Origin of the sequence: Streptomyces sp. NPDC048290 (genome assembly GCF_040652095.1) — a bacterium.
In the GTDB taxonomy this organism is placed as follows: Bacteria; Actinomycetota; Actinomycetes; order Streptomycetales; family Streptomycetaceae; genus Streptomyces.
In genome coordinates, this window is record NZ_JBEZLM010000030.1 from 66,509 (window position 1) to 93,022 (window position 26,514).

General features: G+C 74.0%; 26 protein-coding genes. 16 read left to right on the forward strand and 10 right to left on the reverse strand.

What is annotated here, in order from left to right; all coding sequences use genetic code 11:
* The first annotated feature begins 7 nt into the window (after nt 1–7).
* The 6 genes from AB0D49_RS36025 (at nt 8) to AB0D49_RS36050 (ending at nt 6,283) form a co-directional block, all read left to right on the forward strand.
* Nucleotides 8–916, forward strand: coding sequence for a sugar ABC transporter permease (locus tag AB0D49_RS36025; protein WP_362766426.1), 909 nt, complete (start codon nt 8–10; stop codon nt 914–916).
* A gap of 71 nt (nt 917–987) precedes the next feature.
* On the forward strand, nt 988–1,878 hold the full coding sequence (locus AB0D49_RS36030; RefSeq protein ID WP_362766565.1) for a carbohydrate ABC transporter permease: 891 nt from the start codon (nt 988–990) through the stop codon (nt 1,876–1,878).
* Nucleotides 1,879–1,883: 5 nt separating this feature from the next.
* Nucleotides 1,884–2,945, forward strand: a complete 1,062-nt coding sequence (locus AB0D49_RS36035) for an NAD-dependent epimerase/dehydratase family protein (RefSeq protein WP_362766429.1) — start codon at nt 1,884–1,886, stop codon at nt 2,943–2,945.
* Between the two features lie 6 nt (nt 2,946–2,951).
* Nucleotides 2,952–4,049 (forward strand): dihydrodipicolinate synthase family protein, encoded by a 1,098-nt coding sequence (locus tag AB0D49_RS36040; protein WP_362766432.1) that lies wholly within the window; start codon nt 2,952–2,954, stop codon nt 4,047–4,049.
* 280 nt (nt 4,050–4,329) lie between these two features.
* Entirely contained in the window at nt 4,330–5,355 is a 1,026-nt protein-coding gene (locus AB0D49_RS36045) for a hydroxyacid dehydrogenase (RefSeq protein WP_362766567.1), read from the forward strand.
* Nucleotides 5,356–5,431: 76 nt separating this feature from the next.
* Nucleotides 5,432–6,283 (forward strand): fumarylacetoacetate hydrolase family protein, encoded by an 852-nt coding sequence (locus tag AB0D49_RS36050; RefSeq protein WP_362766435.1) that lies wholly within the window; start codon nt 5,432–5,434, stop codon nt 6,281–6,283.
* A gap of 15 nt (nt 6,284–6,298) precedes the next feature.
* On the opposite strand, the gene AB0D49_RS36055 is transcribed toward AB0D49_RS36050, so the two are convergent.
* Entirely contained in the window at nt 6,299–6,802 is a 504-nt protein-coding gene (locus tag AB0D49_RS36055) for a hypothetical protein (protein WP_362766437.1), read from the reverse strand.
* A 34-nt stretch (nt 6,803–6,836) separates the two neighbouring features.
* Nucleotides 6,837–7,757, reverse strand: coding sequence for a hypothetical protein (locus AB0D49_RS36060; RefSeq protein WP_362766440.1), 921 nt, complete (start codon nt 7,755–7,757; stop codon nt 6,837–6,839).
* Nucleotides 7,758–8,122: 365 nt separating this feature from the next.
* Between AB0D49_RS36060 and dhaK the strand changes: the two genes are divergently transcribed.
* The 3 genes from dhaK (at nt 8,123) to AB0D49_RS36075 (ending at nt 10,179) form a co-directional block, all read left to right on the forward strand.
* Nucleotides 8,123–9,115 (forward strand): dihydroxyacetone kinase subunit DhaK, encoded by a 993-nt coding sequence (dhaK, locus tag AB0D49_RS36065; protein ID WP_362766443.1) that lies wholly within the window; start codon nt 8,123–8,125, stop codon nt 9,113–9,115.
* Nucleotides 9,116–9,176: 61 nt separating this feature from the next.
* A complete protein-coding gene (gene dhaL, locus AB0D49_RS36070) occupies nt 9,177–9,776 on the forward strand; it encodes a dihydroxyacetone kinase subunit DhaL (protein ID WP_362766446.1) in 600 nt (199 codons plus the stop codon).
* The gene (locus tag AB0D49_RS36075; RefSeq protein ID WP_362766449.1) at nt 9,769–10,179 is read left to right on the forward strand and encodes a PTS fructose transporter subunit IIA; all 411 of its coding nucleotides are present in this window, start codon (nt 9,769–9,771) and stop codon (nt 10,177–10,179) included. The genes dhaL and AB0D49_RS36075 overlap by 8 nt, the downstream gene beginning before the upstream one ends.
* A 1-nt stretch (nt 10,180) precedes the next feature.
* Here AB0D49_RS36075 and AB0D49_RS36080 read toward each other — a convergent pair whose 3' ends face one another.
* Nucleotides 10,181–10,870: a glycoside hydrolase family 75 protein gene (locus tag AB0D49_RS36080; protein ID WP_362766452.1), complete on the reverse strand. Its 690-nt coding sequence runs from the start codon at nt 10,868–10,870 to the stop codon at nt 10,181–10,183.
* Between the two features lie 444 nt (nt 10,871–11,314).
* Here AB0D49_RS36080 and AB0D49_RS36085 point away from each other — a divergent pair, with 444 nt between their 5' ends.
* Both AB0D49_RS36085 and AB0D49_RS36090 read left to right on the forward strand, forming a co-directional pair.
* Complete coding sequence (locus tag AB0D49_RS36085) at nt 11,315–12,295, forward strand: fibronectin type III domain-containing protein (RefSeq protein ID WP_362766455.1); 981 nt, start codon at nt 11,315–11,317, stop codon at nt 12,293–12,295.
* A gap of 173 nt (nt 12,296–12,468) precedes the next feature.
* Complete coding sequence (locus AB0D49_RS36090) at nt 12,469–13,029, forward strand: hypothetical protein (protein ID WP_362766458.1); 561 nt, start codon at nt 12,469–12,471, stop codon at nt 13,027–13,029.
* Nucleotides 13,030–13,076: 47 nt separating this feature from the next.
* On the opposite strand, the gene AB0D49_RS36095 is transcribed toward AB0D49_RS36090, so the two are convergent.
* From AB0D49_RS36095 to AB0D49_RS36105, 3 genes are all read right to left on the reverse strand, one after another.
* Complete coding sequence (locus tag AB0D49_RS36095) at nt 13,077–13,649, reverse strand: PadR family transcriptional regulator (RefSeq protein WP_362766461.1); 573 nt, start codon at nt 13,647–13,649, stop codon at nt 13,077–13,079.
* A gap of 40 nt (nt 13,650–13,689) precedes the next feature.
* The gene (locus AB0D49_RS36100) at nt 13,690–15,705 is read right to left on the reverse strand and encodes an NADPH-dependent 2,4-dienoyl-CoA reductase (RefSeq protein WP_362766464.1); all 2,016 of its coding nucleotides are present in this window, start codon (nt 15,703–15,705) and stop codon (nt 13,690–13,692) included.
* A gap of 89 nt (nt 15,706–15,794) precedes the next feature.
* Complete coding sequence (locus AB0D49_RS36105) at nt 15,795–16,175, reverse strand: hypothetical protein (RefSeq protein ID WP_362766467.1); 381 nt, start codon at nt 16,173–16,175, stop codon at nt 15,795–15,797.
* A 254-nt stretch (nt 16,176–16,429) separates the two neighbouring features.
* On the opposite strand from AB0D49_RS36105, the gene AB0D49_RS36110 reads away from it, so the two are divergent.
* Nucleotides 16,430–18,508, forward strand: coding sequence for a SpoIIE family protein phosphatase (locus AB0D49_RS36110; RefSeq protein WP_362766470.1), 2,079 nt, complete (start codon nt 16,430–16,432; stop codon nt 18,506–18,508).
* A 409-nt stretch (nt 18,509–18,917) separates the two neighbouring features.
* Here AB0D49_RS36110 and AB0D49_RS36115 read toward each other — a convergent pair whose 3' ends face one another.
* The 3 genes from AB0D49_RS36115 to AB0D49_RS36125 all read right to left on the reverse strand — a co-directional run bounded on the left by AB0D49_RS36115 (nt 18,918) and on the right by AB0D49_RS36125 (nt 21,610).
* Nucleotides 18,918–19,727 carry a putative protein N(5)-glutamine methyltransferase gene (locus tag AB0D49_RS36115; protein ID WP_362766476.1) on the reverse strand — a complete coding sequence of 270 codons (810 nt, stop codon included), beginning with the start codon at nt 19,725–19,727 and terminating at the stop codon, nt 18,918–18,920.
* 207 nt (nt 19,728–19,934) lie between these two features.
* Nucleotides 19,935–20,690 (reverse strand): GNAT family N-acetyltransferase, encoded by a 756-nt coding sequence (locus AB0D49_RS36120; RefSeq protein WP_362766478.1) that lies wholly within the window; start codon nt 20,688–20,690, stop codon nt 19,935–19,937.
* Nucleotides 20,687–21,610 carry an NADP-dependent oxidoreductase gene (locus AB0D49_RS36125; RefSeq protein ID WP_362766481.1) on the reverse strand — a complete coding sequence of 308 codons (924 nt, stop codon included), beginning with the start codon at nt 21,608–21,610 and terminating at the stop codon, nt 20,687–20,689. Before AB0D49_RS36125 ends, AB0D49_RS36120 begins: the two co-directional genes overlap by 4 nt.
* A 272-nt stretch (nt 21,611–21,882) precedes the next feature.
* Here AB0D49_RS36125 and AB0D49_RS36130 point away from each other — a divergent pair, with 272 nt between their 5' ends.
* The 4 genes from AB0D49_RS36130 to AB0D49_RS36145 all read left to right on the forward strand — a co-directional run bounded on the left by AB0D49_RS36130 (nt 21,883) and on the right by AB0D49_RS36145 (nt 25,742).
* Nucleotides 21,883–22,464: a hypothetical protein gene (locus tag AB0D49_RS36130; RefSeq protein ID WP_362766484.1), complete on the forward strand. Its 582-nt coding sequence runs from the start codon at nt 21,883–21,885 to the stop codon at nt 22,462–22,464.
* A 120-nt stretch (nt 22,465–22,584) separates the two neighbouring features.
* Complete coding sequence (locus tag AB0D49_RS36135; RefSeq protein WP_362766487.1) at nt 22,585–23,553, forward strand: acetylxylan esterase; 969 nt, start codon at nt 22,585–22,587, stop codon at nt 23,551–23,553.
* 146 nt (nt 23,554–23,699) lie between these two features.
* Nucleotides 23,700–24,866 carry a serine hydrolase domain-containing protein gene (locus tag AB0D49_RS36140; protein WP_362766490.1) on the forward strand — a complete coding sequence of 389 codons (1,167 nt, stop codon included), beginning with the start codon at nt 23,700–23,702 and terminating at the stop codon, nt 24,864–24,866.
* Nucleotides 24,867–25,004: 138 nt separating this feature from the next.
* Complete coding sequence (locus tag AB0D49_RS36145; protein WP_362766493.1) at nt 25,005–25,742, forward strand: GntR family transcriptional regulator; 738 nt, start codon at nt 25,005–25,007, stop codon at nt 25,740–25,742.
* Here AB0D49_RS36145 and AB0D49_RS36150 read toward each other — a convergent pair.
* Nucleotides 25,712–26,500 (reverse strand): thioesterase family protein, encoded by a 789-nt coding sequence (locus AB0D49_RS36150; RefSeq protein WP_362766496.1) that lies wholly within the window; start codon nt 26,498–26,500, stop codon nt 25,712–25,714. The two genes, AB0D49_RS36145 and AB0D49_RS36150, sit on opposite strands and share 31 nt — an antisense overlap.
* Between the last annotated feature and the right edge of the window lie 14 nt (nt 26,501–26,514).

Below are 26,514 nucleotides of genomic sequence, written 5' to 3' on the forward strand. Positions count from 1 at the left end.
AGGTCCCGTGGCCGCAGTCGCGGAACGACCCCGCCCCACCAAGGTCCGCCGCGGGCCGCACTCCCGACGGGAGGCGCGGATCGGGCTGATGTTCGTCCTGCCCGCGCTTCTGGTCTTCCTCGCCTTCCGTTTCGGGCCCGCGGCGGCGGGCCTCCTTCTCGGCTTCACCGACTACACCCTGGGGGCCGACACCAGCTTCACCGGTCTGGAGAACTTCCGGCGGCTGCTGGACGACCCGGTGTTCTGGTCGGCCCTCAAGGTGACCGTGCTGTACACGGTGATGGCGGTGCCCGTGACCATCGGGCTGTCGCTCGGTCTCGCGCTGCTGACCCGCCGTGCCTTCCTGGGCTCCAAGCTGTTCCGCTCGGTGTTCTTCCTGCCGGTGGTGACCAGTCTGATCCTGGCGTCCACCGTGTTCATCTGGATCTTCTCCACGGACGGGCCGTGGTCGACGGTGATGGGGTGGCTGGGCCTGCCCGACCAGTCCTGGCTGAGCGACTCCGCGCTGGTGCTGCCCGCGCTGGCGCTGGTCGGCGTCTGGTCGCGGTGCGGCTACGGGATGCTCATCCTGCTGGCCCGGCTCCAGGAGGTGCCGCGCGAGCTGGAGGAGGCCGCGCTGATGGACGGGGCGGGGCCCTGGCAGCGCTTCCGGTACATCGTGGCCCCGCAGCTCAAGGGCTCGTTCTTCTTCCTGGCCGTGATCGAGACCACCGCCAGTTTCCAGGTCTTCGACGCCGTCTACATGATGACCGGCGGCGGCCCGGCCAACGCCAGCTACAGCCTGGTCTTCCAGCTGTACGACGCCGGATTCAAGTACTTCGACCTCGGCTACGCCAGCGCCATCGGCTGTGTCCTGTTCGTCCTCACCCTCGTGGTGGCCGGGGTGCAGCGACTGGTCATCGGAAAGGAGCAGTGACGGACATGAGCGACACCACCCGGACCACCACCACCCGCACGGCCGCTCCCCCGGCCCCCGCCCCCGCGTCCATGGCGAAGGAGAGTGCCCCCGCCGCCCGGCCGCCCCGCGCGCCCAAGGAGCGGGACACCCTGCCCAGTTCGCTGCGGATGCGTCCGCGCGGCAAGCTGCTGCGGGCCCTGCTGCTGACCCTGGCCTCGATCGTCACCCTGTTCCCGTTCTACGCGATGGTCGTGCTGTCGCTGAAGCCGGAGGGCGCGATCGATCTGCCGGGCAGCCTGGCGCCCTGGCCGCTGGAGGGCGGCGCCTACGGCGATGTCCTCGGCTCGCAGGACGTGCCGCGCTGGCTGTTCAACACCCTCGTCTACTCGCTGGTGTCGGTGGTGGGCACGCTGCTGCTGGCGGCGCTCGCCGGGTACGCCTTCGCGAAGAAGCGGTTCCCGGGGCGGGAGGCGATGTTCTGGTCGTTCCTGTCGATGGTGATGGTCCCGTACCACGTCACGATGATCCCGACCTTCATCCTCATCGCGAAGCTCGGCGGGGTGGACAGCTACTGGGGGCTCATCGTCCCCACCCTCGCCAACGCGCAGGCGGTGTTCCTGATGCGGCAGTTCATCATCGGGCTGCCCGACGAACTGTTCGAGGCGGCCCGTCTCGACGGGGCCGGCGAACTCCAGATCTTCTTCCGGATCGTGCTGCCGCTGCTGAAACCGATCCTCGCGACCCTCGGCACGTTCGTGTTCCTGTGGCACTGGAACGACTTCCTGTGGCCGCTGGTCATCGGGCAGAGCACCGAGATGCGCACCCTCACCGTCGGTATCGCCTCGCTCCAGCAGCAGCAGGTACCGCTCAACCAGGTCCTCGCCGGTTCCGTCATCGCGTTCGTACCGATCTTCAGCGCCTATCTGGTGGGTCAGCGGTACTTCACCGAGGGCATCACCGGCTCCGCAGTCAAGGGATGACATCCATGACCCTCACCCACCCGGAACTCCGCACCCCGCCGGTCTTCCCCGACGGCGAGGACGCCCTCGAAGCGCTTCTCGCCACTCCGTCCCCCGGTCTGGTCGCCGATCTCGCCGCCCTCGAAGGCGATCTGGTGATCCTGGGCGCGGGCGGCAAGATGGGCCCGAGCCTGGCCCGGCTTGCGCGGCGGGCGCTGGACGCCGCCGACCGCCGTGACGTGGCCGTGCACGCCGTGTCCCGGTGGACCGACCGGGCCGCCGCCGACCGGCTGGCCGCCGACGGGGTGACCCCGGTCCCCTTCGACCTGCTCGACGGCGATCCGGCCGCCCTGCCCGACGCGGGCAATGTCGTCTTCATGGTGGGCGCCAAGTTCGGCTCGGCGGGCAACCCCGCGCACGCCTGGGCGGTCAACGCGGCCCTCCCGGACCGGGTGGCCCGCCGCTACCGCGAAGCCCGGGTCTCCGCGTTCTCCACCGGCAATGTCTACCCGCTCGTCTCCACCGCCTCGGCGGGCAGCTCGGAGGGCGACCCGGTCGGGCCGGTCGGCGAGTACGCCATGTCGTGCCTGGGCCGGGAGCGGGTCTTCGGCCACCACAGCGCCGAGCACGGGCTGCGGCTCGCGGTGATCCGCCTCAACTACGCCGTCGACCTGCGCTACGGCGTGCTCGCCGACATCGCCGCCGCCGTGCACGCCGGGGAGCCCGTCGACCTGACCACCGGTCACCTCAACGCCGTATGGCAGGGATACGCCAACGAGGTCGCCCTGCGCGCGCTGCGCTACGCGTCCGCGCCGGAGCCGCTCACCCTGAACCTCACCGGCCCGGAGACCGCCTCGGTGCGGCGACTGGCGCAGTACTTCGCCGAGGAGTTCGGTACGGCCGCCCGCACGTCCGGCGCCGAGTCCGGGACCGGGCTGCTCTCCGACGCCTCGCTCTGCCACGCCCTGTTCGGCTATCCGGAGCTGCCGCTGCGCACGCTGGTCGGCTGGCAGGCCGAGTGGATCCGGCGCGGCCATCCGCTGTCCGGCAAGCCCACCAAGTTCCAGGTCCGCGACGGAAGGTTCTGACCCACCGTGTCCACCCCGACCCCCACCCGTACCGCCCAGGGCGCCCCGACCGCGCTCGATGTGCTCGCCTCGGGCACGGTCGTGCCCGCCCATCCGCTCGCCCTGGACGCCGAGCGCCGCCTCGACGAGCGCCGCCAGCGCGCCCTGACCCGCTACTACCTCGCCTCCGGCGCGGGCGGTCTCGCGGTGGGCGTTCACACCACCCAGTTCGAGATCCGTGAGCCGTCCGTGGGGCTGCTCCGCCCGGTCCTGGAGCTGGCCGCCGAGACCGTCCGGACTCATGAGGCGGCCCAGGAGGCGGCCCAGGGGCCCGGCCGTCCGCCGGTCGTGAAGATCGCCGGTGCCTGCGGCTACACCGCGCAGGCGGTCGCCGAGGCCGAACTCGCCGCGTCGCTCGGCTATGACGCCGTGCTGCTGAGCCCGGCCGTACCGGGCGCCGACGAGGCGGGGCTGCTGGACCGGACCCGCGCGGTCGGCGAGGTGCTGCCGGTGATCGGCTTCTACCTCCAGGACGCGGTGGGCGGACGCCATCTGTCCCCCGCCTACTGGCGGGCGCTGGCCGACATCCCGTCCGTCGTCGCCATCAAGACGGCCCCCTTCGACCGCTACCGCACCGCCGAGGTGATCGCCGCCGTCGCCACCGCCGACCGGGCGGACGAGGTGGCGTTGTACACCGGCAACGACGACGCCATCATCCAGGACCTGCTGACGCCGTACCGCACCGCGCGCGGGCTGCGCTGGTTCGCGGGCGGGCTGCTCGGCCAGTGGGCGGTGTGGACCCACGCCGCCGTCCGCCTCTTCGAGGAGGTACGGGCCGCCCGCTCCGGCGACCACGCCCTCACCACCGATCTGCTGCGCCGGGCGCCCCAGCTCAGCGAGGCCAACGCGGCGGTGTTCGACGTCCGCTACGCCTTCCGGGGCTGTATCGCCGGGGTGCACGAGGTGCTGCGGGCCCAGGGTCTGCTGGCGGGCACCTGGTGCCTGAACCCCGAGGAGCGGCTCTCCCCCGGCCAGGCGGAGGAGATCGCCCGCGTCGCCACCGCCTACCCGTGGCTCACCGACGACGACTTCGTCCGGGAACACCTCGATGACTGGCTCGGCTGAGGGGATGGGGGCGGCGGGGGTGACGGGGGTGAGTGGCTCTGCCGACGCGACCGGGGCGGCCGGGGTGACTGGCTCCCCTGACCCGACCCGGGCGGCGGAGACGAACGTCACCGGCGACCCGACCCCGGCGGCGGGAACGACGGACGCCACCGGCGCCTGCCAGGCGGTGGAGACGACCGGCTCCACCAACCCGACCCAGGCGGCGGCGACCGGCTCCGCCAAGCCCCTCCAGGCGGCGGAGACGACAGACGCCACCGGCGCCAGCCAGGCGGCGGAGACGGTGGACTCCAGCAACCCGGCCCACGCGGCGCACCGGATCGTGGTCGCCGTACCCGACCGGCTGCGGGCGGAGTTCTTCACCGCCGACGCGTGGCGGCGGCTCGGTGCGCTGGGTGCGCTGACCGTGGTGGAGGCGCACGGCGACCGGGTGGCCGTCGCCGCCGCGCTGGGCGCCGGTGCCCGGGTCCTGGTCACCGCGTGGGGCGCGCCCCGGCTGGACGCCGGGCTGCTGGCGGCGGCGCCCGATCTCGGTCTGGTCGCCCACACCGGCGGTGCGGTCAGTCCGTTCGTGACGCCCGAGGTGTTCGCCCGGGGCGTGCGGGTCACCCAGGCGGGGGCGGCGATGGCGGCGCCCGTCGCCGAGGTGGCGCTCACCTTCACGCTCGCCCTGCTGCACCGCGTCCACCGCTTCGACCACGCCCTGCGCTCCGGCGCCGACTGGGCGACGGCGAGCACCGCGCCCCCGCGCCACGAGATCCGGGACTGTCCGGTCGGGGTCGTCGGCGCGTCCCGTACCGGCCGGGCCTACATGAGCCTCGTCCAGGCGCTAGGCGCCCGCGTGTCGGTGTACGACCCGTACCTCACCGCGCCGGAGGCGGAGCGGCTCGGGGTGGTCGTGGCGCCGCTGGACGAGGTGCTGCGCACCAGCCGGATCGTCGCCGTGCACGCGCCCGCGCTGCCCGAGACCCGGCATCTGCTGGGCGCCCGTGAACTGGCGCTGCTCCCCGACGGGGCGGGGCTGGTGAACACGGCCCGCTCCTGGCTGGTGGACGAGTCGGCGCTGCTCGCCGAGGTGCGCACCGGCCGTCTCGACGCGGCGCTCGACGTCTTCGACCAGGAGCCGCTCCCCGTGGACCACCCGCTGCGCGCCCTGCCCAATGTGCTGCTCACCCCGCACCAGGCGGCGGCCACGGTCCAGGGCCGCCAGGCGCTCGGCGCGTCCACGGTCGCCGAGGTGGACCGCTTCCTGACCGGCCGCCCCCTGCGGCACGCGGTGGGCCCGGAGTCCCTGGCCCGCGTCGAGTGAGCCCCGCGCGGCCCCTCTCCCCTCGCCCCTCCCTCCCGAACCACACGAACCACACGAACCACACGAACGGAACCCCATGCGACTCATGCGCGTCGGCGCGCCCGGCAGCGAACGTCCCGTCCTGTACGGCCCGGACGACCGCCACTACGACCTGACCCCGCTGACCGGCGACCTGACCCCCGAGTTCTTCGCCGGGGACGGCGTGGCCCGGGTCGCGGCGGCCTACGCGAGCGGCGCCCTGACCCCGGTCGAGGTGACCGGTCTGCGGGTCGCCCCGCCCCTCGCGCGGCCCGGCGCGGTCCTGTGCATCGGCCAGAACTACGCGGCGCACGCGGCGGAGTCGGGCGCCGAGCCGCCGCCGGAGCCGATCCTCTTCTACAAGGGCCCCAACTCCCTGGCCGGTCCCGCCGACGACGTGGTGATCCCGCCGGGCTCGGAGCAGACGGACTGGGAGGTCGAACTCGGGGTGGTGATCGGCCGCCGCGCCCACCGTCTCGCCCCGGACGACGATCCGCTGGCGTACGTCGCCGGTTATGTGCTCAGCAACGACGTCTCGGAGCGGGCGGTGCAGCTGGGGGCGGCGGGGGGTCAGTGGTCGAAGGGCAAGAGCGCCCCGACGTTCAATCCGCTGGGCCCCTGGCTGGTCACCTCCGACGAGGTCGGGGACCCGCAGCGGCTGCGCCTGCGGTCCTGGATCAATGGTGAGCCGCGCCAGGACTCCACCAGCGCGGACATGATCTTCTCGGTGGCGGAGATCGTCCGCCATCTCTCCCAGTACGTGGTCCTGGACCCCGGCGACCTCATCAACACGGGGACACCGCAGGGCGTGGCCCTGTCGGGCCGGTTCCCGTACCTGCGGCCCGGCGATGTGATGGAGCTGGAGATCGAGCGCCTGGGCCGCCACCGGAACGGCCTGGTGGCCGGGTAGTCCACCGGGGCCGGGCTACCGCGCGGTCCCCTCCTCGTCGTACGGCAGCCACAGATACCCCGGTCGGAACGGCACCCACCGGTCGCCCAGCGGCAGCCGGGTGCGCAGCTGCTCGGCGAGGACCAGGCCGGGCAGGGTGCCGTCGGAGAGTTCCGGCCGCCAGTCGGCGGCCAGGTCGTCGACGTCGAGCAGGCATTCCGGGTCCCAGCCGACCAAGGCGGTGAGGTAGCCGTCGAACCGGGCGAGCAGCCGGTACAGGCCGTGGCCCAGTTCGGTCAGCTCGGCATCGGTCAGCTGGAACCGGGGGAGGCTGCCGTCGGCCGCGACACCGTAGCCGACGGCCACCGGTACCACGGCGAGCTGCGCGGACTCCCCCTCGACCGCGAGCATGGGCCGGTGCAGTGGAATCCGGTACCTGCCCGCGGGGAGCGTGAACGGCCAGGTCTCCAGCCGCGCGGCGGCCCGCGCCGCCTCGATGTTCCCGCCGAAGTCCACCACCAGTTCGAAGCAGAGCGCCACGATCCCCCGCCGCCTTCCCTCCGCCGACCGGCTGTCATTCTCCCCCGAGCGCTCCCCGCAGTTCCGCGTACGTGCCCGCCAGGCGCTCCAGCGCGGTCGCCGCCCGGTCCCCGTCGCCGACGGCCAGGCCGTACTGCGCGCTCCCCAGCAGCCGCGCCTGGCGTCCCGCCACCTCGGCGGCCTCGGACGCCCCCGCCCGCCCGAGCCACAGCGCGGCGTCGGACAGTCTGCGGGTGCCGACCCGGACGGCGAAGCCGGTCAGATGCGCCCGTGTGGCGGCGTCCAGCCCGGCACGGACCCGCGCCGCGAGCCGCTCCACCGCCTCGGCGGCACCGCCCCCGGGTTCGCCGTCCGGTCCGTCCGCCGAAAGCCAGATCCGGGCGGCCGGGAGGGAATTCCGCACCGCGTCCAGGACATCGACGTCCCGGACGCGCCGGAATTCACTGCGCAGGGTGAAAGGGGCGGCGAATTCCACCGCGCGGCTGTCCCAGGCGGCGGCGAAGATGTCGGCAGGCAGGGTGGCGAAGGGAAATCCCTCGGGGTCGTGGAAGACGACCAGATCGTCCGTCACATCGAGCACCACGACCCAGTGGTCGGTGCCGTCGGCCGTCCCGGCGGCCTCCGGCTGATGGGTCAGCAGCCCCATGTCGACCGGTCCGACGAGCACCGGTCCGGACCGGGCGGCGGCACGGAGCCGGGCCATGGCCGCCGTCGCGTCGCCCCCGGCGGTGTGGCGGCAGGTCCAGCCGAGCAGGTCGGCGGCCCGGTCGAGACCGAGGTCGGGGTCCCAGCCGGGCGGATCGAAGTAGGGCAGCCCACCGGTGGCCCACTGCGCGCCGAACGGGGACCCGGTGAGCACCTCGATCGCGGAGGGGGCGGGCGCGGCCGAATTCAGCATCATCGCCAGTGAATTGGCGTAGCAATAGGGGGTGGCTCCCGCGAATTCCAGTTCCATGCCCCGACCTTGGCATTTTGAATTCTCCAGCACAAGGCGGTGAATTCCGCGGTCCACGGGGAGGTGGAAGGCGAGGCGGTCCACCGCGACAGTGGGAGCCGGGGTGCCGCGCGTGAGTTCCCGCCGGTTCATCACCGGCCCCGGCACGGGAACGGGCGACGGACCGCACCGCCCCCGCCGACCTCGGGACCGCAGCCCCGCCCCCCTCCTCCCCCCGGGGCGCACGTGCCCTTCCCTCCCGCAAGGTCGATACTTCCATCAGTGAGACTCCGGAGAACGACCGCGGTTCACTCCGCGCACCTCGTCCCCGACTCTGCGTCACCGCAGGTCAGAGGGGCATCCCGGCCGGCTGACAGGAGAGACTCGTGAAGATGTTGATCAATGTCCCCGAAACCGTGGTCGCGGACGCGCTGCGGGGCATGGCAGCCGCCCATCCCGAACTGACCGTCGATGTGGAGAACCGGGTGATCGTCCGACGGGACGCGCCCGTCGCCGGGAAGGTGGGGCTGGTCTCGGGCGGCGGCTCGGGGCATGAGCCGCTGCACGGGGGATTCGTCGGCCCGGGGATGCTGTCCGCGGCCTGTCCGGGCGAGGTCTTCACCTCACCGGTACCCGATCAGATGGTGCGGGCCGCCGCGGCGGTGGACAGCGGCGCGGGTGTGCTGTTCATCGTCAAGAACTACACGGGCGACGTCCTCAACTTCGACATGGCGGCCGAGCTGGCCGAGGACGAGGGCATCCAGATCGCGAAAGTGCTGGTCAACGATGATGTGGCGGTGACCGACAGCCTGTTCACGGCGGGGCGGCGCGGCACCGGGGCCACGCTGTTCGTGGAGAAGATCGCGGGCGCTGCGGCCGACGAGGGCCAGCCGCTGGAGCGGGTGGAGGCGATCGCCCGGCAGGTCAATGAGAACTCCCGCAGCTTCGGCGTCGCGCTCAGCGCGGTCACCACTCCCGCCAAGGGCAGCCCCACCTTCGATCTGCCCGCCGGTGAGCTGGAGCTGGGCATCGGCATCCACGGCGAGCCGGGCCGGGAGCGGCGGGCCATGATGACCTCCGGTGAGATCGCCGACTTCGCGGTGCACGCGATCCTGGCGGACATGCCGCCGCGCGGTCCGGTGCTGGTCCTGGTCAACGGCATGGGCGCGACCCCGCTGCTGGAGCTGTACGGCTTCAACGCGGAGGTGCAGCGGGTGCTGGGCCGCAGCGGGGTCGCGGTCGCCCGCACCCTGGTCGGCAACTATGTGACCTCGCTGGACATGGCCGGCGCCTCGGTGACCCTGTGCCAGGTCGACGAGGAGCTGCTGCGGCTGTGGGACGCCCCGGTCAGCACGCCCGGCCTGCGCTGGGGCAGGTGACCGGCGCCCAGCCGCCCGCACCGCCGCGCGGATCACCGTACCTACCACGCAAGGAGTGCCCGTGCTCGACGCCGATTTCTTCCGCCGCTGGATGACGGTGACCGCCGTGTCCGTGGAGCGTGAGGCGGACCGGCTCACCGCCCTCGACTCGCCGATCGGGGACGCCGACCACGGCAGCAATATGAACCGGGGGTTCACGGCGGTGACCGCCGCGCTGGAGGCGGAGCCGCCGGACACCCCGGGCGGGGTGCTGCTGCTCGCCGCCAAGCAGTTGATCTCGAAGGTCGGCGGCGCCTCGGGGCCGCTGTACGGCACGCTGCTGCGCCGCACGGGCAAGGCGCTCGGCGACGCCCCCGAGGTGAGCGAGGAGGAGTTCGCCGGGGCGCTGCGCACGGGCGTGGACGCGGTGATGGCGCTCGGCGGTGCCGCTCCCGGGGACAAGACGATGATCGACGCGCTGGTCCCGGCGGTGGACGCGCTCGGCGACTCGTTCGCGGCGGCCCGTACGGCGGCCGAGCAGGGCGCGGAGGCGACCACGCCGCTCCAGGCGCGCAAGGGCCGGGCGAGTTATCTCGGTGAGCGGAGCATCGGCCACCAGGACCCGGGCGCCACCTCGGCGGCGCTGCTGATCGGCGCGCTCGCGGAGGCCCACGGTGAGTGACGGGCGCCCGGTCGGGATCGTGCTGGTGTCGCACAGCGCGGAGGTGGCCGCGTCGGTCGCCGCGCTGGCGAAGGCGCTGGCGGGCGGCGCGGAACGGGTGCCGGTGGCGGCAGCGGGCGGCACCGAGGGCGGCGAGCTGGGCACCAGCGCGGAGCTGATCGCGGCGGCGGCGGCCTCGGTGGACCGTGGCGCCGGGGTGGCCGTGCTGACCGATCTGGGCAGTGCGGTGCTCACCGTGAAGGCGCTGCTCGCCGAGGGCGACGAACTCCCGCCGGACACCCGTCTCCTGGACGCCCCCTTCGTGGAGGGGGCGGTCGCCGCGGTGGTGACGGCGGCGGCGGGCGCCGACCTGGCGGCGGTGGAGGCGGCGGCGGCGGACGCGTACACGTACCGCAAGGTGTAGCTCAGCGGCGTACGAACGCCTTCGCCCTGCGCTCCCCCTCCCGCACCGCCTCCGCGTGGCTCTCGATGGGCCGGGCGACCGTGTCCTTGAAGAGGATGTACGTCACTCCGGAGGCCGTGCCGCCGTGCCGTGGGTCGGGGTCGATGCCGAGGGCCCGCGCGGTGGCGTAGGACGCCTCGCCGATGAGGTCGCGCGGGCCCCGGTCGCCGACCACCGCGTACTGGACCCGGTCCCGGTAGACGACGGCGGCGACCGTGCCGCCGCGCACCCCGTGCTCGGTGTGGTCCCAGCGGTCGCTGGGCACCGGGACGACGATGTGGGGCAGCGTCTCGGAGTCGAGGGCACGGCCGTCGGACTGCTGGTAGGCGGTGTGCGGGGAGAAGTAGGGGTCGGTGCGGGAGTTGCAGTGGCGTCCCGCGCGACCGTCGCAGTCGATGTCCATGTCGGCCTTCCAGAACACGGCGTCCCCGGTGCCGCAGACCGGGATGTCGGCGCGGGCCCCGGCGTCGGCGCGGTAGCGCCCCGGGGAGACGGGCGCGCAGTCGCGGACCCGGTCGAGGAGGGCGGCGGCGGAGACCGCGCCTTCGCCGGGGGGCGCCGGGGCGGCCGGGGCGGCGGACGGCGCGGGGGAGGTCGTCGGGGCGAGCAGGGCGGCGCTCGCCAGGACGAGGGTCAGCGACTGGACACGCACGATAGGAAGGCTCCTCTCCTGGGATCTGATCCCCTGGGATCTGACGGACATTCAGCCCTATCCGACGCTTTTTCCGATCCAGGAGCCACCCGACAGGGCCGGACGCTACCCGTCCGGCGGGTGCCGGGCGGGTCGGTCCGTGGGGTGGGCGGCGACAGGGGGCGGGGGCCCGAGCCATGATCGGCTCCGGCCCCCGGCGCCCGCGCCGGCGCGGCGACAGCGACGACAGCGGTCCGCGCCACAGGCGTGAACTCACCCGCCCTCTGCGAGAGTTCGGGGAATCCGGCCGTAGGAGTGTTCAGCATACGTAACTCCGGGCGATGCTCACCAACAGCGCCCGGATGCCGGTGGCCGGGCTTCCGGATCACCTTCCCCTCTTGATGTGATCCCGTCAGGCGCGCAGAATTGGTCCGGACCATTGCCACCGCCCTGGGAGGCAGAACCGTGCGACGCGCCCCCGTTCCCGCCGTGCTCCTTTGCGGCACCGTGCTGCTCTTGTCCTCCTGCGCCTGGGGCGGGACGGACGAGGGCGGCGAGCGCCCGCCCGGGATACCGGCCGGGGTCACCGCGGAGGCGGGCAGCGCCACCAGCGTCCATGTGATGTGGAACCAGGTCACCGCCGACCCCCCGATCACCGGCTACGAGGTCTACCGGGGCGCCGAGAAGGTCGAGGAGGTCGACGCCGAGGACCACATGGTCGACGTCGTCCAGCTCAAGCCCGGCACCCGGTATGTCTTCACGGTCCGCGCCCGGGACGCCGAGGGGCGGCTCAGCGAGCACAGCCGCGAGGTCACGGCGACCACCCCGCAGGCCGTCGCCGCCGACGACTCCCCGCCCACCGCCCCGGGCCGCACCACCGGACGGGCCGCCGGAAGCCGTGCGGTCCAACTGGAGTGGGGCGCGGCGAAGGACGACCAGAAGGTGGTGTCGTACGACATCTTCCAGGGGGACTCGAAGATCCACAGTGTGGGCGGGAACCAGACCGCGGCCGTGGTGACGGGGCTGCGGGCCGGCACGGACTACGCGTTCACGGTGAAGGCACGGGACGCGGCGGACAATGTGTCGCCCGCCGGGAACGCCGTACGGCTGACCACGGCCGAGGGGGACGGCGACAGCGGAGCGGACACCGCGCCGACCGACTTCACGGCGACCACCAGCAAGGTCGACGGGGCGTACAACCTCGATCTGGCGTGGATGCCGCCGCCGGTGGACGGGGTGATCTCGGAGTACCAGATCCAGCTGGACGGACAGAGCGCCACCTCGCTGGTGTGGGGCGGCGAACCGCCGGAGGGCCGCTCGGAGTACAGCTTCTACATCGGCGAGAAGGCCGGGGAGACCCACCGGGTCCGGCTGCGGCCGAAGCTGCCGGACGGCACCTGGGGCGGATACTCCGAGGAGCTGACGGTGACGACCGGCGCGTCCTGAGCCGCCGCCCGCAACCCGGCGGGGCCGTACGGCGGAACGCGTCACCTGGCCGGGTGCGGCCGGGGTGCGGCGGGCGGCCCGGCGGCATTGGCTGCGGGTGAGGCGCACGGACGTTCCCGACCACGGCGGCGCCACGGATGTACCGCCGACCGTGCCGCCGGAGGGACAGACCCATGCGTATTTCCCGGCACATCCTGCGCTCCGGCCCGATCCTGACCGCCGCCGCCGTGTCCGTCGCCCTGGCCGCCGCTCCGGCCGGGGCGGCGAGCGGTGTCTCCGTGAGCACCTCGGGGTCCTCGGTGTCGGTCACCACCACCGTGTGCACCCAGATGAACGGCAGCTGGGGCAACGCCTCACTGCTCAACAGCGCCCAGTCCAGCTTCGCGCAGGGCCGCCAGATCGCCCTGACCGGCACCGCGAACCTCCAGTCGGCCGCCTGGTCGAACGTCACGCCCGGCACCTACACGGTCAGCGTGGTGTGCGCGGGCGGGAACACGGCGGGCACCCAGTCGGTGATCGTCTCCTCCGTCCCGGCCTCCCCCACCATCTCGGCGACCTCCGCCCCCGCCCCGTCGCCGTCGCCCTCGGCGTCACGCGGCGTACTGGGCGGAATCGGCGGCGGCGTCAAGGACTACGGCACGGCGACACTGGTGGTCGGCGGAATCCTGGTCGGCACCGGTGCGATCGCGGCGGGCTGGTTCCTCCGCAAGCGGTCGAAGCCGTACCGGCTCTGACACCGCCCGGACCGACCCCTGGCCCTCGGCTCACCCGACCCGCCCGGTCAGCCCGCCCCCGCCGACCCCGCCGACCCCGCCGCCCCCTCCACCCCCGCGACCTCCTCCAGCGCGTAGGTCAGCCAGCTCGTCCAGAAGGTTTCCAGGTCGATGCCCGCGCGCAGTACCAGGTGCTGGATGCGGTCCTGCGGGGTGTCCTTGCCCGGTGGGAAGTCGCGTTCCTCGATCTCCCGGTAGCGCGCCAGTTGCCCCCGGTGGAGTTCCAGATGGCGGCGCAGCTCCGCGTCGAGACCGGCCGTGCCGACCACCGCGCTGGCGCGCAGCCGCAGCAGCAGGGTGTCGCGCAGGGGCCGGGGGTCCTGGGGGGCGGCCGTCCAGCGGGCGAGTTCGGCCCGCCCGGCGGGCAGCACCTCGTAGCTCTTCTTCTGGCCGCGGGCCGGGGCCAGGCCGGGGAGTTCCCGGATGAGGCCCTCGGTCTCCAGTCTGCCCAGCTCGCGGTAGATCTGCTGGTGCGTGGCCGACCAGAAGTAGCCGATCGACCGGTCGAACCGGCGGGTCAGCTCAAGGCCCGAGGACGGCTTCTCCAGCAGGGCGGTGAGGATCGCGTGCGGCAGTGACATGCGGTCATCCTAGGGACGGCGGCGCGGGCGCCCGGCGGTCTCACAGGGCCGCCGCCACCTCCGTGCCCTGCTGGATCGCGCGCTTGGCGTCGAGTTCGGCGGCCACGTCCGCGCCGCCGACGAGATGGACCCGGCGCCCGGCGGCGACCAGCTCCTCGTACAGCTCGCGGCGGGGCTCCTGGCCGGTGCACAGGACCACCGTGTCGACCGGCAGTACGGTGCTGTGCCCGCCGACGGTGAGATGGAGTCCGGCGTCGTCGATCCGGTCGTAGCGCGCGCCCGGGACCATGGTGACTCCCCGGTGCTTGAGTTCGGTCCGGTGGATCCAGCCGGTGGTTTTGCCGAGGCCCGCGCCGAGCTTGGCGGTCTTGCGCTGGAGCAGATGGACCGTGCGGGGCGGCGCGGGCCGCTCGGGGACGCCGAGACCGCCGGGGTGGGCGTAGTCGGTGTCGACGCCCCAGTGGCGGAAGTACGTCCCGGGGTCCTCGCTGGCGCCCTCGCCGCTGTCGGTGAGGTACGCGGCGACGTCGAAGCCGATGCCGCCCGCGCCGAGGATCGCGACCCGGTCGCCGACGGGGGCACCGTCGCACAGGACGTCGAGGTAGCCGAGGACGCTGGGGTGGTCGACGCCGGGGATGTCGGGGGTGCGCGGGGTGACTCCGGTGGCGACCACGATGTCGTCGTACCCGGTGAGGTCGGCGGCGGTGGCGCGGGTGCCGAGCCGGACGTCGACGCGGTGGGCGGCGAGCTGGTGGCGGAAGTAGCGCAGGGTCTCGTCGAACTCCTGCTTGCCGGGGACCTTGCGGGCCACGTTCAGCTGGCCGCCTATCGCGTCCGCCGCGTCGTAGAGGGTCACGTCGTGGCCGCGTTCGGCGGCGCTCACCGCGCAGGCGAGTCCGGCGGGTCCGGCGCCGACCACGGCGACCCGGCGGCGCAGCCGGGTGGGGGACAGCACGAGTTCGGTCTCGTGGCAGGCGCGCGGGTTGACCAGGCAGGAGGTGATCCGGCCGCTGAAGGTGTGGTCCAGGCACGCCTGGTTGCAGCCGATACAGGTGTTGATGGCGTCGGGCGTCCCGGCGGCGGCCTTGGCGACGAAGTCGGGGTCGGCGAGCATCGGGCGGGCCATGGACACCATGTCGGCGGTGCCGTCGGCGAGCAGCCGCTCGGCGAGTTCGGGGGTGTTGATGCGGTTGGTGGTGATGAGCGGGACGGACACCTCGCCCATCAGCCGCCGGGTGACCCAGGTGTAGGCGCCGCGCGGCACGGAGGTGGCGATGGTGGGGATACGCGCCTCGTGCCAGCCGATACCGGTGTTGATGAGGGTGGCTCCGGCGGCCTCGACGGCCTTGCCGAGGCGGATCACCTCGTCCAGGGTGGAGCCGCCGGGCACCAGGTCCAGCATGGACAGCCGGTAGATGACGATGAAGTCGGGGCCGACCGCCGCGCGGACCCGGCGCAGGATCTCCAGCGGGAAGCGGACCCGGTTCTCGAAGGAGCCGCCCCAGCGGTCGGTGCGGTGGTTGGTGCCGGGGGCGATGAACTCGTTGACGAGATAGCCCTCGGAGCCCATGATCTCGACGCCGTCGTATCCGGCGCCGCGGGCCAGCCGGGCGGTACGGGCGTAGTCGTCGACGGTCCGCTCGATGTCGGCGTCGGTCAGCTCGCGCGGGACGTGGGGGCTGATGGGCGCCTGGAGAGGGCTGGGGGCGACCAGGTCGGGGTGGTAGGCGTAGCGGCCGAAGTGCAGGATCTGGAGGGCGATCCGGCCGCCCTCGCGGTGCACGGCGGCGGTGATCTCGCGGTGCTGCGCGGCCTCCGCCTCCGTGGTGAGCTTGGCGCCGCCGGGGTAGGGGCGGCCCTCCTCGTTGGGCGCGATGCCGCCGGTGACGATCAGGCCCACTCCGCCGCGCGCCCGTGCCGCGTAGAAGGCGGCCATCCGGGCGAACCCGTTCTCCGCCTCCTCCAGACCGATGTGCATCGAGCCCATGAGGACCCGGTTGGGCAGGGTGGTGAAGCCCAGGTCGAGCGGGCTCAGCAGATGCGGGTAACGGCTCATGGGCCCCTCCGTGCGCGGTGTGTGCCCTCAGTTGTAGAGGACCGCGCACGGTTTATGCAACTAGTTGCAAAACACGTCCCGGGCCCGTATCACCGGTTCTCCAGCAGCACATGCAGCTCACGCTCCTGATCGCCGGACGCGGTCGACAGGTCCCGTACCGCGTACAGCGCGTGCAGCGTCGTACGGAACCGGTCGATGGCCCAGTAGCCGCCCTGTACGTCCGCCGTCACCGACGCGGACAGCCGGCCCGGCGCGGCGCCCGGCGCGGCGCCCGGACGGGCCTCGGCCACGTCGAAGGTGCCCAGCCAGACCGCCGGGCGGGTCTCATGGAGCTGCTGCGGCACGTCCTCGGCGCACCGGTCGGAGGCGAAGCACGCGCACAGGCTGTCGAACACGACCCGGGCGTCCTCCTTGCTGCACCCGCTGATCTCCACGGAGACCGACTCCGGGTGCGAGGCTGCTGCGTTCATCGCGACCGCTTCCTTCCCTGGCCTGGTCGGACCGCCCACCCTCCAGGTAAGCACCGGCCCGGGGAGAACACCACCGACACGGGCCGGGGCGGCGCCACCGGGCTCAAGGGATCGCCGGACGGGCGCCGATGTGTTGAGGGATGGTGGAGAAACGAGCGGGAGGCGCGAGGAAACGCGCCGGGCGCGCTACGACAGGGAGACCGGCGCGGGGGAACACGTGCCGTGGAGGACAGCGGGACCAAGGGCGGTGCGGGATGAGTTCACCGGAATCTCCGGTCACCGAGGGTGACGGACCAGACACGGGCACGGTCAGCCCCAGCGGGCTGCTGGACGTCCTGGGCGTGGCGTCGGTGGTCCTGGACGCCACGGGCCGGATCGTGCTGTGGAGTCCGCAGGCGGAGGAGCTGTTCGGCTACTCGGCGGGCGAGGCGCTGGGCCGGTACGCGGCCCATGTGCTGGTCCACGAACAGCATCTGGACCTGGTGGTCAAGCTGTTCTCGGACGTGATGGCCACCGGCCAGGGCTGGGCGGGCGCCTTCCCGGTCCGGCACAAGGACGGCTCCACCCGGCTGGTGGAGTTCCGCAACATACGGCTCACCGACGACCGGGGGGAGGTGTACGCCCTCGGTCTGGCCGCCGACCAGGGCACGGTCCGCCGGCTGGAGCGGGACGTGGCCCTGTCGACGCAGGTGGTCGACCAGTCCCCGATCGGGATCGCCGTCCTGGACACCACCCTGCGCTTCGTCTCGGTCAACCCGGCGCTGGAGCACCTCGACGGCGTCCCGTCCGGCGCGCACCTGGGGCGGACGATACGGGAGGTGCTGCCGCTGCTGGACGCGGAGGCGCTGGAGACGGCCGCGCGGGAGGTGCTGGTCACCGGCCGTCCGCTGGTCGACCGCCCGGTCGTCGGCCGTACCCCCGCCGACCCGGACGAGGACCACGTCTGGACGGCGTCCCTGTACCGGCTGGCGGACACGCTCGGCACCGCGCTCGGGGTGGCGCTGTCGCTGGTGGACATCACCGAGCAGTACCGGGCCGCGGTGGAGGCGGAGGCGGCCCGGCGGCGGCTGGCGCTGATCGCGGACGCGTCGGCCCGCATCGGCACCACCCTGGAACTGGACCGCACGGCCCGGGAACTGGCCGAGGTCGCCGTGCCGGAGCTGGCCGACATCGCGGCCGTGGATCTGCTGGACGCGGTGGTGGCGGGCCGGCGCAGCAGCCTCGGGCCGTCCGAACCGGCGGTGATCCGGGCGCTCGCGGTCCGCGCGGACGGGGAGTCCGAGGCGCTGGCGGCGGCCGACCCGCCCGGCCAGGTCGCCCGCTACGGCCCGGACCGGCTGGTCACCGAGTGCGTCCGCACCGGCGAGGCGGTGCTGGTGGCGCAGGTCAAGGACACCGACCTGCCTCGGATCGCCCGCTCCCCCGCCGCCGCCGTACTGCTCTCCCGGGCGGGCGTGCACTCCTATCTCGCCGTGCCGCTGATCGCGCGCGGCGAGGTGCTGGGCGCGCTGGACCTCAAGCGCACCCGCAATCCCCTGCCGTTCAGCGAGGACGATCTGCTGCTCGCCCGGGAGCTGGCGGCCCGCGCGGCCGTGCAGATCGACAACGCGCGCTGGTACCAGAACGCCCGGGACGCCGCGCTCACCCTCCAGCGCAGTCTGCTGCCCAGCCATCCGCCGGTCACCGGCGGTCTGGAGGTCGCCTCCCGCTATCAGCCCGCCGAGGCGACCAGCGAGGTCGGCGGCGACTGGTTCGACGTGATCCCGCTGGAGGGCGGGCGTACCGCGCTGGTGGTCGGCGATGTGATGGGCAGCGGCATCAACGCGGCGGCCACCATGGGCCGGCTGCGCACCGCGACGACCACCCTGGCCCCGCTGGACCTGGACCCGGCGGTCCTCCTGGAACACCTCGACCGGATCACCAGGGGCCTGAAGGAGTCCATCGCCACCTGCCTTTACGTGGTCCACGACCCGGCGTCCGGCCGGTGCCTGATCGCCAACGCGGGCCATCTGCCCCCGGCCCTGGTGCGCGTGGGCCGTCCGCCCGCCCTGCTCGACCTGCCCACGGGCGCGCCCCTCGGTGTGGGCGGTGTCGCCTTCTCCACCACCAGCTTCGACTTCGCCCCCGGCGACCAACTCGTCCTGTACACGGACGGCCTGGTGGAGACCCGCCGCCACTGCCTGGACGAACGCCTCAGCACGATGCTCGCCCTGCTGGACGACCCGTCCCGCCCCCTGGACGACCTCTGCGACCATCTGCTCCGCACCCTCCACCAGCCCGACAACCACGACGACGTTGCCGTCCTGGTCGCCCGCGCCCGGGAGGTGGGGTGAGGGGGTGAGGGGGGGTCGCCCAGGCGGGCGGTGGGGTGACGGGCGGTGGCGCCGGACGACGGACGCCCCACCTGGGTGGCCACGCCAGGTGCCCGGCCCGGCCGGGGCGACCGGGCCGACGGCAGGACGTCGCCCGCCACCCGCCTGCGGCGGCGCGACAACCCGGCCCGGCACCGAAGGAAGCCGGCCGGCGACCGGATCTGAGGGCGCGTTCCGCGCGGACCGGGACCGGCGTGCGCCTCCGCGCCCCGACCCGGAGACGGACTGTTGGGGAGCGTCCGCCGGGACGACCGTAAGGGCCCCGGCGCCCGGTCGAGGGGCTCGCCCGGCACACGCCGACACCTCCGCCCCGGCGCCGGACCCGGCCCCGCCGAGCCCCATCCCCGGGCCGGGACCGCGCCCGCCCCGATCACCCCGCCCACCGCCCGATCACCACATGCGCGTCCGTGTCCCCGCACACCGCCACCTCCGCCGTCAGCCCCGCCCGGGTGTACGCGGACGCCGCCGCGCTCGCCTGGCGTTCGCCGGTCTCGGTCAGGAGGTGGCCGCCGGGGGACAGCCAGGCGGGGGCCCCGGCGGCGACCCGGCGCAGCACGTCCAGCCCGTCGGCGCCACCGTCGAGCGCGGCCTGCGGCTCATGGTCGCGCGCCTCCGCCGGGAGCAGTCCGACCTCGCCGCTCGGCACGTACGGCACGTTCGCGGCGAGGAGGTCGACCCGGCCGCGCAGCGTGGCGGGCAGCGCCGCGAACAGGTCGCCCTGGTGGACCCGGCCGTCGTAGGCGGCGAGGTTGCGCGTGGCGCAGTCCACCGCGACCGGGTCGATGTCCGCGGCGTGCAGTTCGACGGGTCCGTCGAGGGCCGCGGCGAGGGCCGCGCCGACCGCGCCGGAGCCGCAGCACAGGTCGACCACGACCCGCGCCCGCGGCATCCGGGCGAGGGCGCGTTCGACCAGGAACTCGGTGCGGCGGCGCGGGACGAACACCCCGGCGGTCACGGAGACGCGCAGTCCCCGGAAGCCGGCCCAGCCGACGACCTGTTCGAGGGGCAGTCCGGCGATCCGGCGGCGGACCAGCGCGGTGAGTTCGGCGGGGGTGCGGGCGGCGTCGAGGATCAGCGCGGCCTCGTCCTCGGCGAACACACACCCCGCCGCGCGCAGCGCGGGGACGACGTCATCGGGCGCGAGAAAGAGGGAGCTGGGGGGAACGAACGGTGCTGTCATGAGACGTGCGGGGGCCTTTCGGATCACGAAGGGCGCTCCCGGCGGCCACCGTCCTAGGACACGTCCTGGCGGTGATCCGCGCCGGTTCGAGGAGTGAGCACCCCGGCTGACACAGCGGGAATGGGTCTCACCTCCTCGGTCGAACGGCCGCGTCCACCGCGGCCGGACGGCCACCATACACCTGCTCGATACACCCGCCCCCGGGGGTCAGGGCACCGCCAGCGCCCGTTCCTCGCCGGTCGGTTGCGGGGCGCGGGCCGCCATGAAGGCGGTGCTGCGGCGCAGCCGGAAGCCCAGGTGCTCGTACAGCCGGATCGCTCCGGTGTTGGCGGCGCCGGTGTGCAGGAAGGGGGTCTCGCCGCGCTCGCGGATGCCGTGGGCGACGGCGAGGACCAGCCGGGTGGCGAGGCCCTCGCCCCGGGCGGACGGGTCGGTGCAGACCGCGCTGATCTCGGTCCAGCCCGGCGGGTGCAGCCGCTCCCCCGCCATGGCGACGAGCCGTCCCTCGCGCCGGATGCCGAGGTAGGTGCCCATCTCGATGGTGCGGGGCAGGAACGGTCCGGGCCGGGTGCGCTGGACCAGGTCGAGCATCTCGGGCACGTCGGCGGCGCCGAGGACGACCGCCTCGGGGTCGGGCGCGGCGGCGGTCCCGTCGTCGACGAGCTGGACGCCGTCGGCGTGGAAGGTGATCTCCCAGCCGTCCGGTACCGGCCCCTGGTGTCCGAGGAGCGGTACCTCGGCGCCGGGCCCGGTCAGCGCGGCCAGGTCCGCCCAGTCGTCGGGCTCCAGCCGGTCGGGGAGCGCGAGCCAGGGCGACACGTCGACCGGGTAGCGCAGGATGCGGCCCCGTCGCTCGGCGAAGTGGGCGTGCGGGCCGGTGAGCGCGGCACGGGCCGGGTTGTCGAGGAGGTGGGGGGTCACGGGCGCGCTGTCGGCGTGGGTCGGGGATATGTCGTGGCTCATCGGGACACCTCGATGACGATCTTGCCGCGGGTGTGTCCGTCCTCGACGGCGCGCAGTGCCTCCCCGGCCCGGTCCAGCGGGAGGGTCAGGCCCACATGCGGGTCGAGGGTGCCGTCGGCGGCCAGCGCGGCGACGTCCTCCAGGACGGCGGCGGTGCGGGCGCGGGCGACCCGGGCGCCGCCGAGCCGCTCGGCCTCGTCGGGCCGTACGGTGGCGGTGACCAGCTTGGTGCCCCCGGGCACGAAGCCCGCGGCCTCCTCGAAGACCTCGCCGCCGACCAGGTCGAAGATGCCGTCGAGGCCCTCGGGCGCGGCGGCCCTGACCCGCTCGGGCCAGCCGGGTCCGGAGGGGATGTGGACCGCGCCGAGGGAGTCGAGGAGGTCCTTCTTGGTCTCCCCGGCCAGGCCCAGCACCCGCAGTCCGGCGGCGCGGGCGAGCTGGACGGCGGCGACCCCGACCCCGCCGCCAGCGCCGGTCACCAGCAGGGTGGCTCCGGCGGGCAGCGCGAGCTGCTGGAGACCCTCGTAGGCGGTGGCGGCGGCGACCGGGAGGGTCGCGGCGGCGGTGAAGGACAGCGGGGCGGGCTTGTGCGCGGTCACGCGCTGCGGGAGTACGGCGAACTCGGCGTAGCCGCCCGCGACGGGCGTCCCGAACACCGCGTCGCCGACCGCGAACCCGCTGACGTCCGGGCCCGTCTCCACGACCACTCCGGAGACCTCGCTGCCGAAGACCTCGGGGAACGCGGCGGCGCCCTGGCCCGGCCTGCGGAAGCCGTTGCGGATCTTGTAGTCGACCGGGTTGACCCCGGCCGCGCGGACCGCGACCAGCAGCTCGCCGGGGCCGGGGGCGGGCCGGTCCAGGTCGACGAGCGCCTCGGTCTCCGGACCGCCGTTCCGGGTGAAGACGTATGCCTTGGGCATGGTGGCTCCCACTTTCTGGGCTGTCGCCGGGGCACGGGGGACGTGCGTGCCGCCGGATCGGGCATCTCGGGCAAGGAAGATCGCTGTCGAGCTATTCCCGGGCCACCGCAGGGTTCATACGCCTTTAACGATCGAGGGACCTTTCGGGGCATCCGCCCGGCTGTGTCCCGGTGTATCCGGTGCGATATCTCGGCCCGGGGAGGCTCGACAGGGCGGCGGACGGGGTACGTGGTGCTTAGAACCACTCGCGCGCACGAGGCGAGGAGGTCGACATGCGGACCCGGGTACGGGGCTGGCGGTGGCGGTCCAGTCCGCTGCGGCGCCGGTCGGACGTGATCGAGGCGTGGGCACTGCTGCTGGTCGCCGTGCTGCTGCTGCTCGGCGCACCGCTGGCGGGCGCCGCGACGGGCCTGTGGGCGTACGGGAACGCGCAGGCGACGGTGGCGGCCCAGCGGGCGGAGCGGCACCAGGTGACGGCGCTGGTCACCGGTCAGCCCCGGCGGGCGCTCCCGTCGGTCGGCGGCGGCCCGTACGCCTATCAGGTGCCGGTCCGCTGGACCGGTCCCGGCGGGCGGCAGGAGACCGCGCTCGCCTCGGCGCCCCGGACGACGAAGCCGGGGGACACGGTCCGGCTGTGGCTGGACCGGCAGGACCGTGACGTGGGTCCGCCGCCGGACGCGTCGCTGGTCTGGCAGCACGCGGTGACCCTGGGCGTGTGCGCCGGGGGCGGTACGGCCGCGGTGGTGCTGCTGGGCTGGTCGGCCTCGCGCCGGGTCGCCCTCGGCCACCGGATGGCGGAGTGGGAGCGCGACTGGGACCGCACGGAACCGGAGTGGACCCGCGGCTCGGCCTGACCCCGCCTCCACCGGAGGGGCCGGACGGCCGCTCCGCCCTGGTGTCTCGTGCCACCTGATGCCTACCGTGTGATCATCCGCGTGTCCGCGCCCCGGCTCCCTCCGTGAAGGTGGTCCCGTATGCCCCTGTTCGATCTCCCGCTGGACGAGCTGCGGGAGTACCGCAGCGCCTCGGTCGCGCCCGAGGACTTCGACGCGTTCTGGGCCAAGACCCTCCAGGAGGCGCGTGAGCACGACCTGGACGCCCGGTTCGAACCGGTGGACACCGGGCTGACCACGGTCGAGGTGTACGACGTGACGTTCGCCGGGTTCGGCGGCCATCCGGTGAAGGGCTGGCTGACCCTCCCGTCGGCCGCCACCGGCCCGCTGCCGCTGATCGTGGAGTTCGTCGGGTACGGCGGCGGACGCGGCCTCGCGCACGAGCATCTGCTGTGGGCGTCCACCGGCCGGGCGCACTTCGTGATGGACACCCGGGGGCAGGGCAGCGCCTGGGGCGGGGGCGGCGGCACCGCGGACCCGGTGGCGGGCGGCCCGGCGTACCCCGGTTTCATGACCCGGGGCATCGACGCGCCGGAGAACTACTACTACCGGCGGGTCTTCACCGACGCGGTGCGGGCAGTCGAGGCGGCCCGCTCGCATCCGCTGACCGACGCCTCCCGGACGGTCGCGCTGGGCGCCAGCCAGGGCGGCGGGATCACGGTGGCGGTGGGGGCGCTGGTCCCGGACCTGGTGGCGATCGCGCCGGACGTGCCGTTCCTGGCCGACTTCCCGCGCGCGACGGCCCTGACCGAGCGGCATCCGTACCGCGAGATCGCGCTCTGGCTGAAGACGCACCGGGGCCGCACCGAGGACGTGCTGCGCACCCTGGCGTACTTCGACGGGGTGCACTTCGCGGCGCGCGGCCGGTCCCCGGCCCTGTTCTCGGTGGCGCTGGAGGACCAGACCTGCCCGCCGTCGACGGTGTTCGCCGCGTTCAACGCCTGGGCGCACGAGGACAAGGCGATCGAGGTGTACGACTTCAACGACCACGAGGGCGGCGGCCCCTACCAGGAGGCGGCCAAGATGCGCTGGCTGCGGGCGCACGCCTGAGGGGGCGACCGGGACGGGCGGGGCGACCGGGGCCGACGGGACCGTTCGATGCACGGACCTTCCCGAACGATCCGACTAGTCGGTATGTTCCCGTTGATCCGGGTGCGGACGGAACGCCCCGGACCCGCAGCGAGGGAGGGCCGCTCATGTCCGAGCAGGAACACGAGGTCCGGGGCCACTGCGCACCGCGGTTCGGCGCGGTGCGCGAGGCGTTCGAGGCGAACTTCCGGGACCGCGGCGAGCTGGGCGCCGCGGTCTGTGTGACCGTCGGCGGCGAGACCGTCGTGGACCTGTGGGGCGGCTGGGCGGACGCCGCCCGCACCCGGCCCTGGCAGCGGGACACCGTCGTCAATGTGTGGTCCACGACGAAGGGGCCGGTGGCGCTCTGCGCCCATCTGCTCGCCGACCGGGGGCTGCTGGACCTGGACGCGCCGGTGGCCGCGTACTGGCCGGAGTTCGCGGCGGCCGGGAAGGAGACGCTGCCGGTGCGGTATCTGCTGTCGCACCGGGCCGGTCTCGCCGGGCTGCGCGAGCCGCTGCCGCTGGAGCGGCTCTACGACTGGGACACGACGGTCGCGCTGCTGGCCGCCACCGAGCCGTGGTGGGAGCCGGGTACGGCGTCGGGCTACCACGCGATGACATACGGCCATCTGGTGGGCGAGGTGGTGCGCCGGGTGTCGGGGCTGAGACCGGGCGCGTTCCTGGCGCGCGAGGTGACCGGGCCGCTCGGCGTGGACTTCACGGTCGGGCTGCCCGAGGCGGCGGCGGGGCGCGCGGCGGAGCTGGTGCAGTCGCCGGTCGGCGACAGCAGCGAGCAGGCCGGGATCTTCAGCCGGCTGTCCCCGGTGGCCATCGCCGCGCTGGGCAATCCGCCGCTGGACGCGACGGCCGCGAACAGCGCCGGATGGCGGGCCGCGGAGCTGCCCGCGGCCAATGGCCACGGCACCGCGCGGGCGGTGGCGGAGCTGTACGGGGTCTTCGCGGGCCGCGGCGAACTGCGCGGACGGCGGGTGCTGTCCGCGGCGGCGGTGGAGCGGGCGCGAGAGGGACAGGGCGCCTGCCTCGACCTGGTGCTGGGGGCCGGACTCGGCGGGGAGACGGAGATCGGGCTCGGTGTGTGGCTGAGCGGGCCGCGCGGCTCGTTCGGACCCAATCCACGGGCTTTCGGACATGACGGCTTCGGTGGTTCGAGCGGTCTCGCCGATCCCGAGGCGGGGCTCTCGCTGGGCTATGTGATGAACCGCATGGGCCCGCACATCGCCGATGATCCGCGGAAGACAGCCCTGGTCAACGCCGTGTACAGCGTGCTGTAACAAAGCCTGGCCGGGGCTGGACGGTCCGGTTTCGGCCGAACCTCCCGACCACTCTTCCTCCGTGATTCGAGCCGGTGCTAATTCTGGTGGCGCAATGAGCCCGCACGGCTACGCGATGTCACCACTGGAGGGCGAGGCATGGCCTGCACGACCCCGCACGACCACTCTCGGGGCGAGGCGCGGCCCCTGTACCGGCGGATAGCGGCGGAGCTGCTCGGAGAGTTGAGAGACGGAACGATTCCGCCCGGCGAACGACTGCCCGGGGAACGCCAGTTGTCCGAGCATTTCGGGGTGAGCCGGGAGACGGTCCGGCAGGCGCTGGAGGTGCTGCGCCGGGAGGGCCTGGTGGCCACCGACCGGCGCGGCAGCCACGCCTCCCTGCCAGGGACGCCGGTGGAGCATCCGGCGGCGCTGAGCTTCCCGGTGGGCATCCAGGAGCCGGGCGGCGCCGACCGGGCGACCGTCGCCTGGGAGCTGCCCTCGGCCGAGCACGCCCGCGCGCTGGGGCTGGCCCCGAACCGGCCGACGCTGGTCCACCGCTACGCGTCCGCGGGCATGGACGGACTGGGCGGGCGGACGGCGGTCACCACGTTCTCGGCGGTGGCGCTGTCCGAGGTGGCGGAGCTGGCCCGCTACCGGGAGCGCCCGCTGACCAGCGACTCGGCGCAGTTGCGGCGGGTCTACGACTGGATGCGGCGGGCGGGTCTGGCGCTGCACCACCGGGACGCGATCATCCCGCTGGGCGACATGCCCTCGATGCGGGTGACGCGGCTGGTGCACGATCAGCACGCCCGGCCGCTGGAGATCACCGATCTGCTGGTGGAGACCCGGCAGGACGCGCTGGTCTACGAGTTCACGGTGCCCGCGGCGGGCTGAGCGGCCCGGATCAGCCGGGCCTGGCGCCCCAGCGCGAGCAACCGGCCGTCGGCGGACCAGACCGCGCTGTCCTCGACCGCCCAGGCCCCGTCCGCGCGCTCGGTGCGGATACGGACCAGTGCCGGACCCTCGGGGGCGGCGGCGGTCAGGGCGTCGGTGAAGTGGATGGTCAGCTCGGCGGTGGGGACCGGTCGCGGGGTGTGCCAGTGGGCGTAGAGGGCGGGCGGCAGGACGTCGGTGAGGGTGGCGACGGCCGCCGCGTCCAGCGCCCGGCCGTCGGTGAACCGCACCCACGCGGTGAGTTCGGCCCGTTCGCCCCCGGCCAGGGGCCGGTCCTCGGTGGCGGGCCGGATCTCCAGCTGGCGGGCGAACAGGGCGAGGTCGCCGGGGAGCGCGAGGACCGGGCAGCGGTCGGCGTCCGGCACACGGGGCGCGGGGCGGCCCTCGTAGGAGGGTCCGGGGCGGTCGGGGGCGAACAGGGCGGTGCCGAGCAGGACGGGCGCCCCGTTCTGGTGGCCGGTGAACAGACAGGAGGCGGTACGGCGTCCGGCCGCCGGGGCCGACCCGGCGAAGTGCAGCGGGCCGACGTCGACGGGGGCGAGGAAGTGCGTGGTCAGGGTGCGCACCGGGCGCGCCGCACCGGCGAAGCGGTCGCGTACGGCGGTGAGGGCGAGGGCGGCGAGATGGCCGCCGTGGGCTCCCTCCCAGGCCCACCACTCGGGGTCGACATGGGTCTGGATGTCGGTCGTCAAGGTCACGAGCACCACCGTAG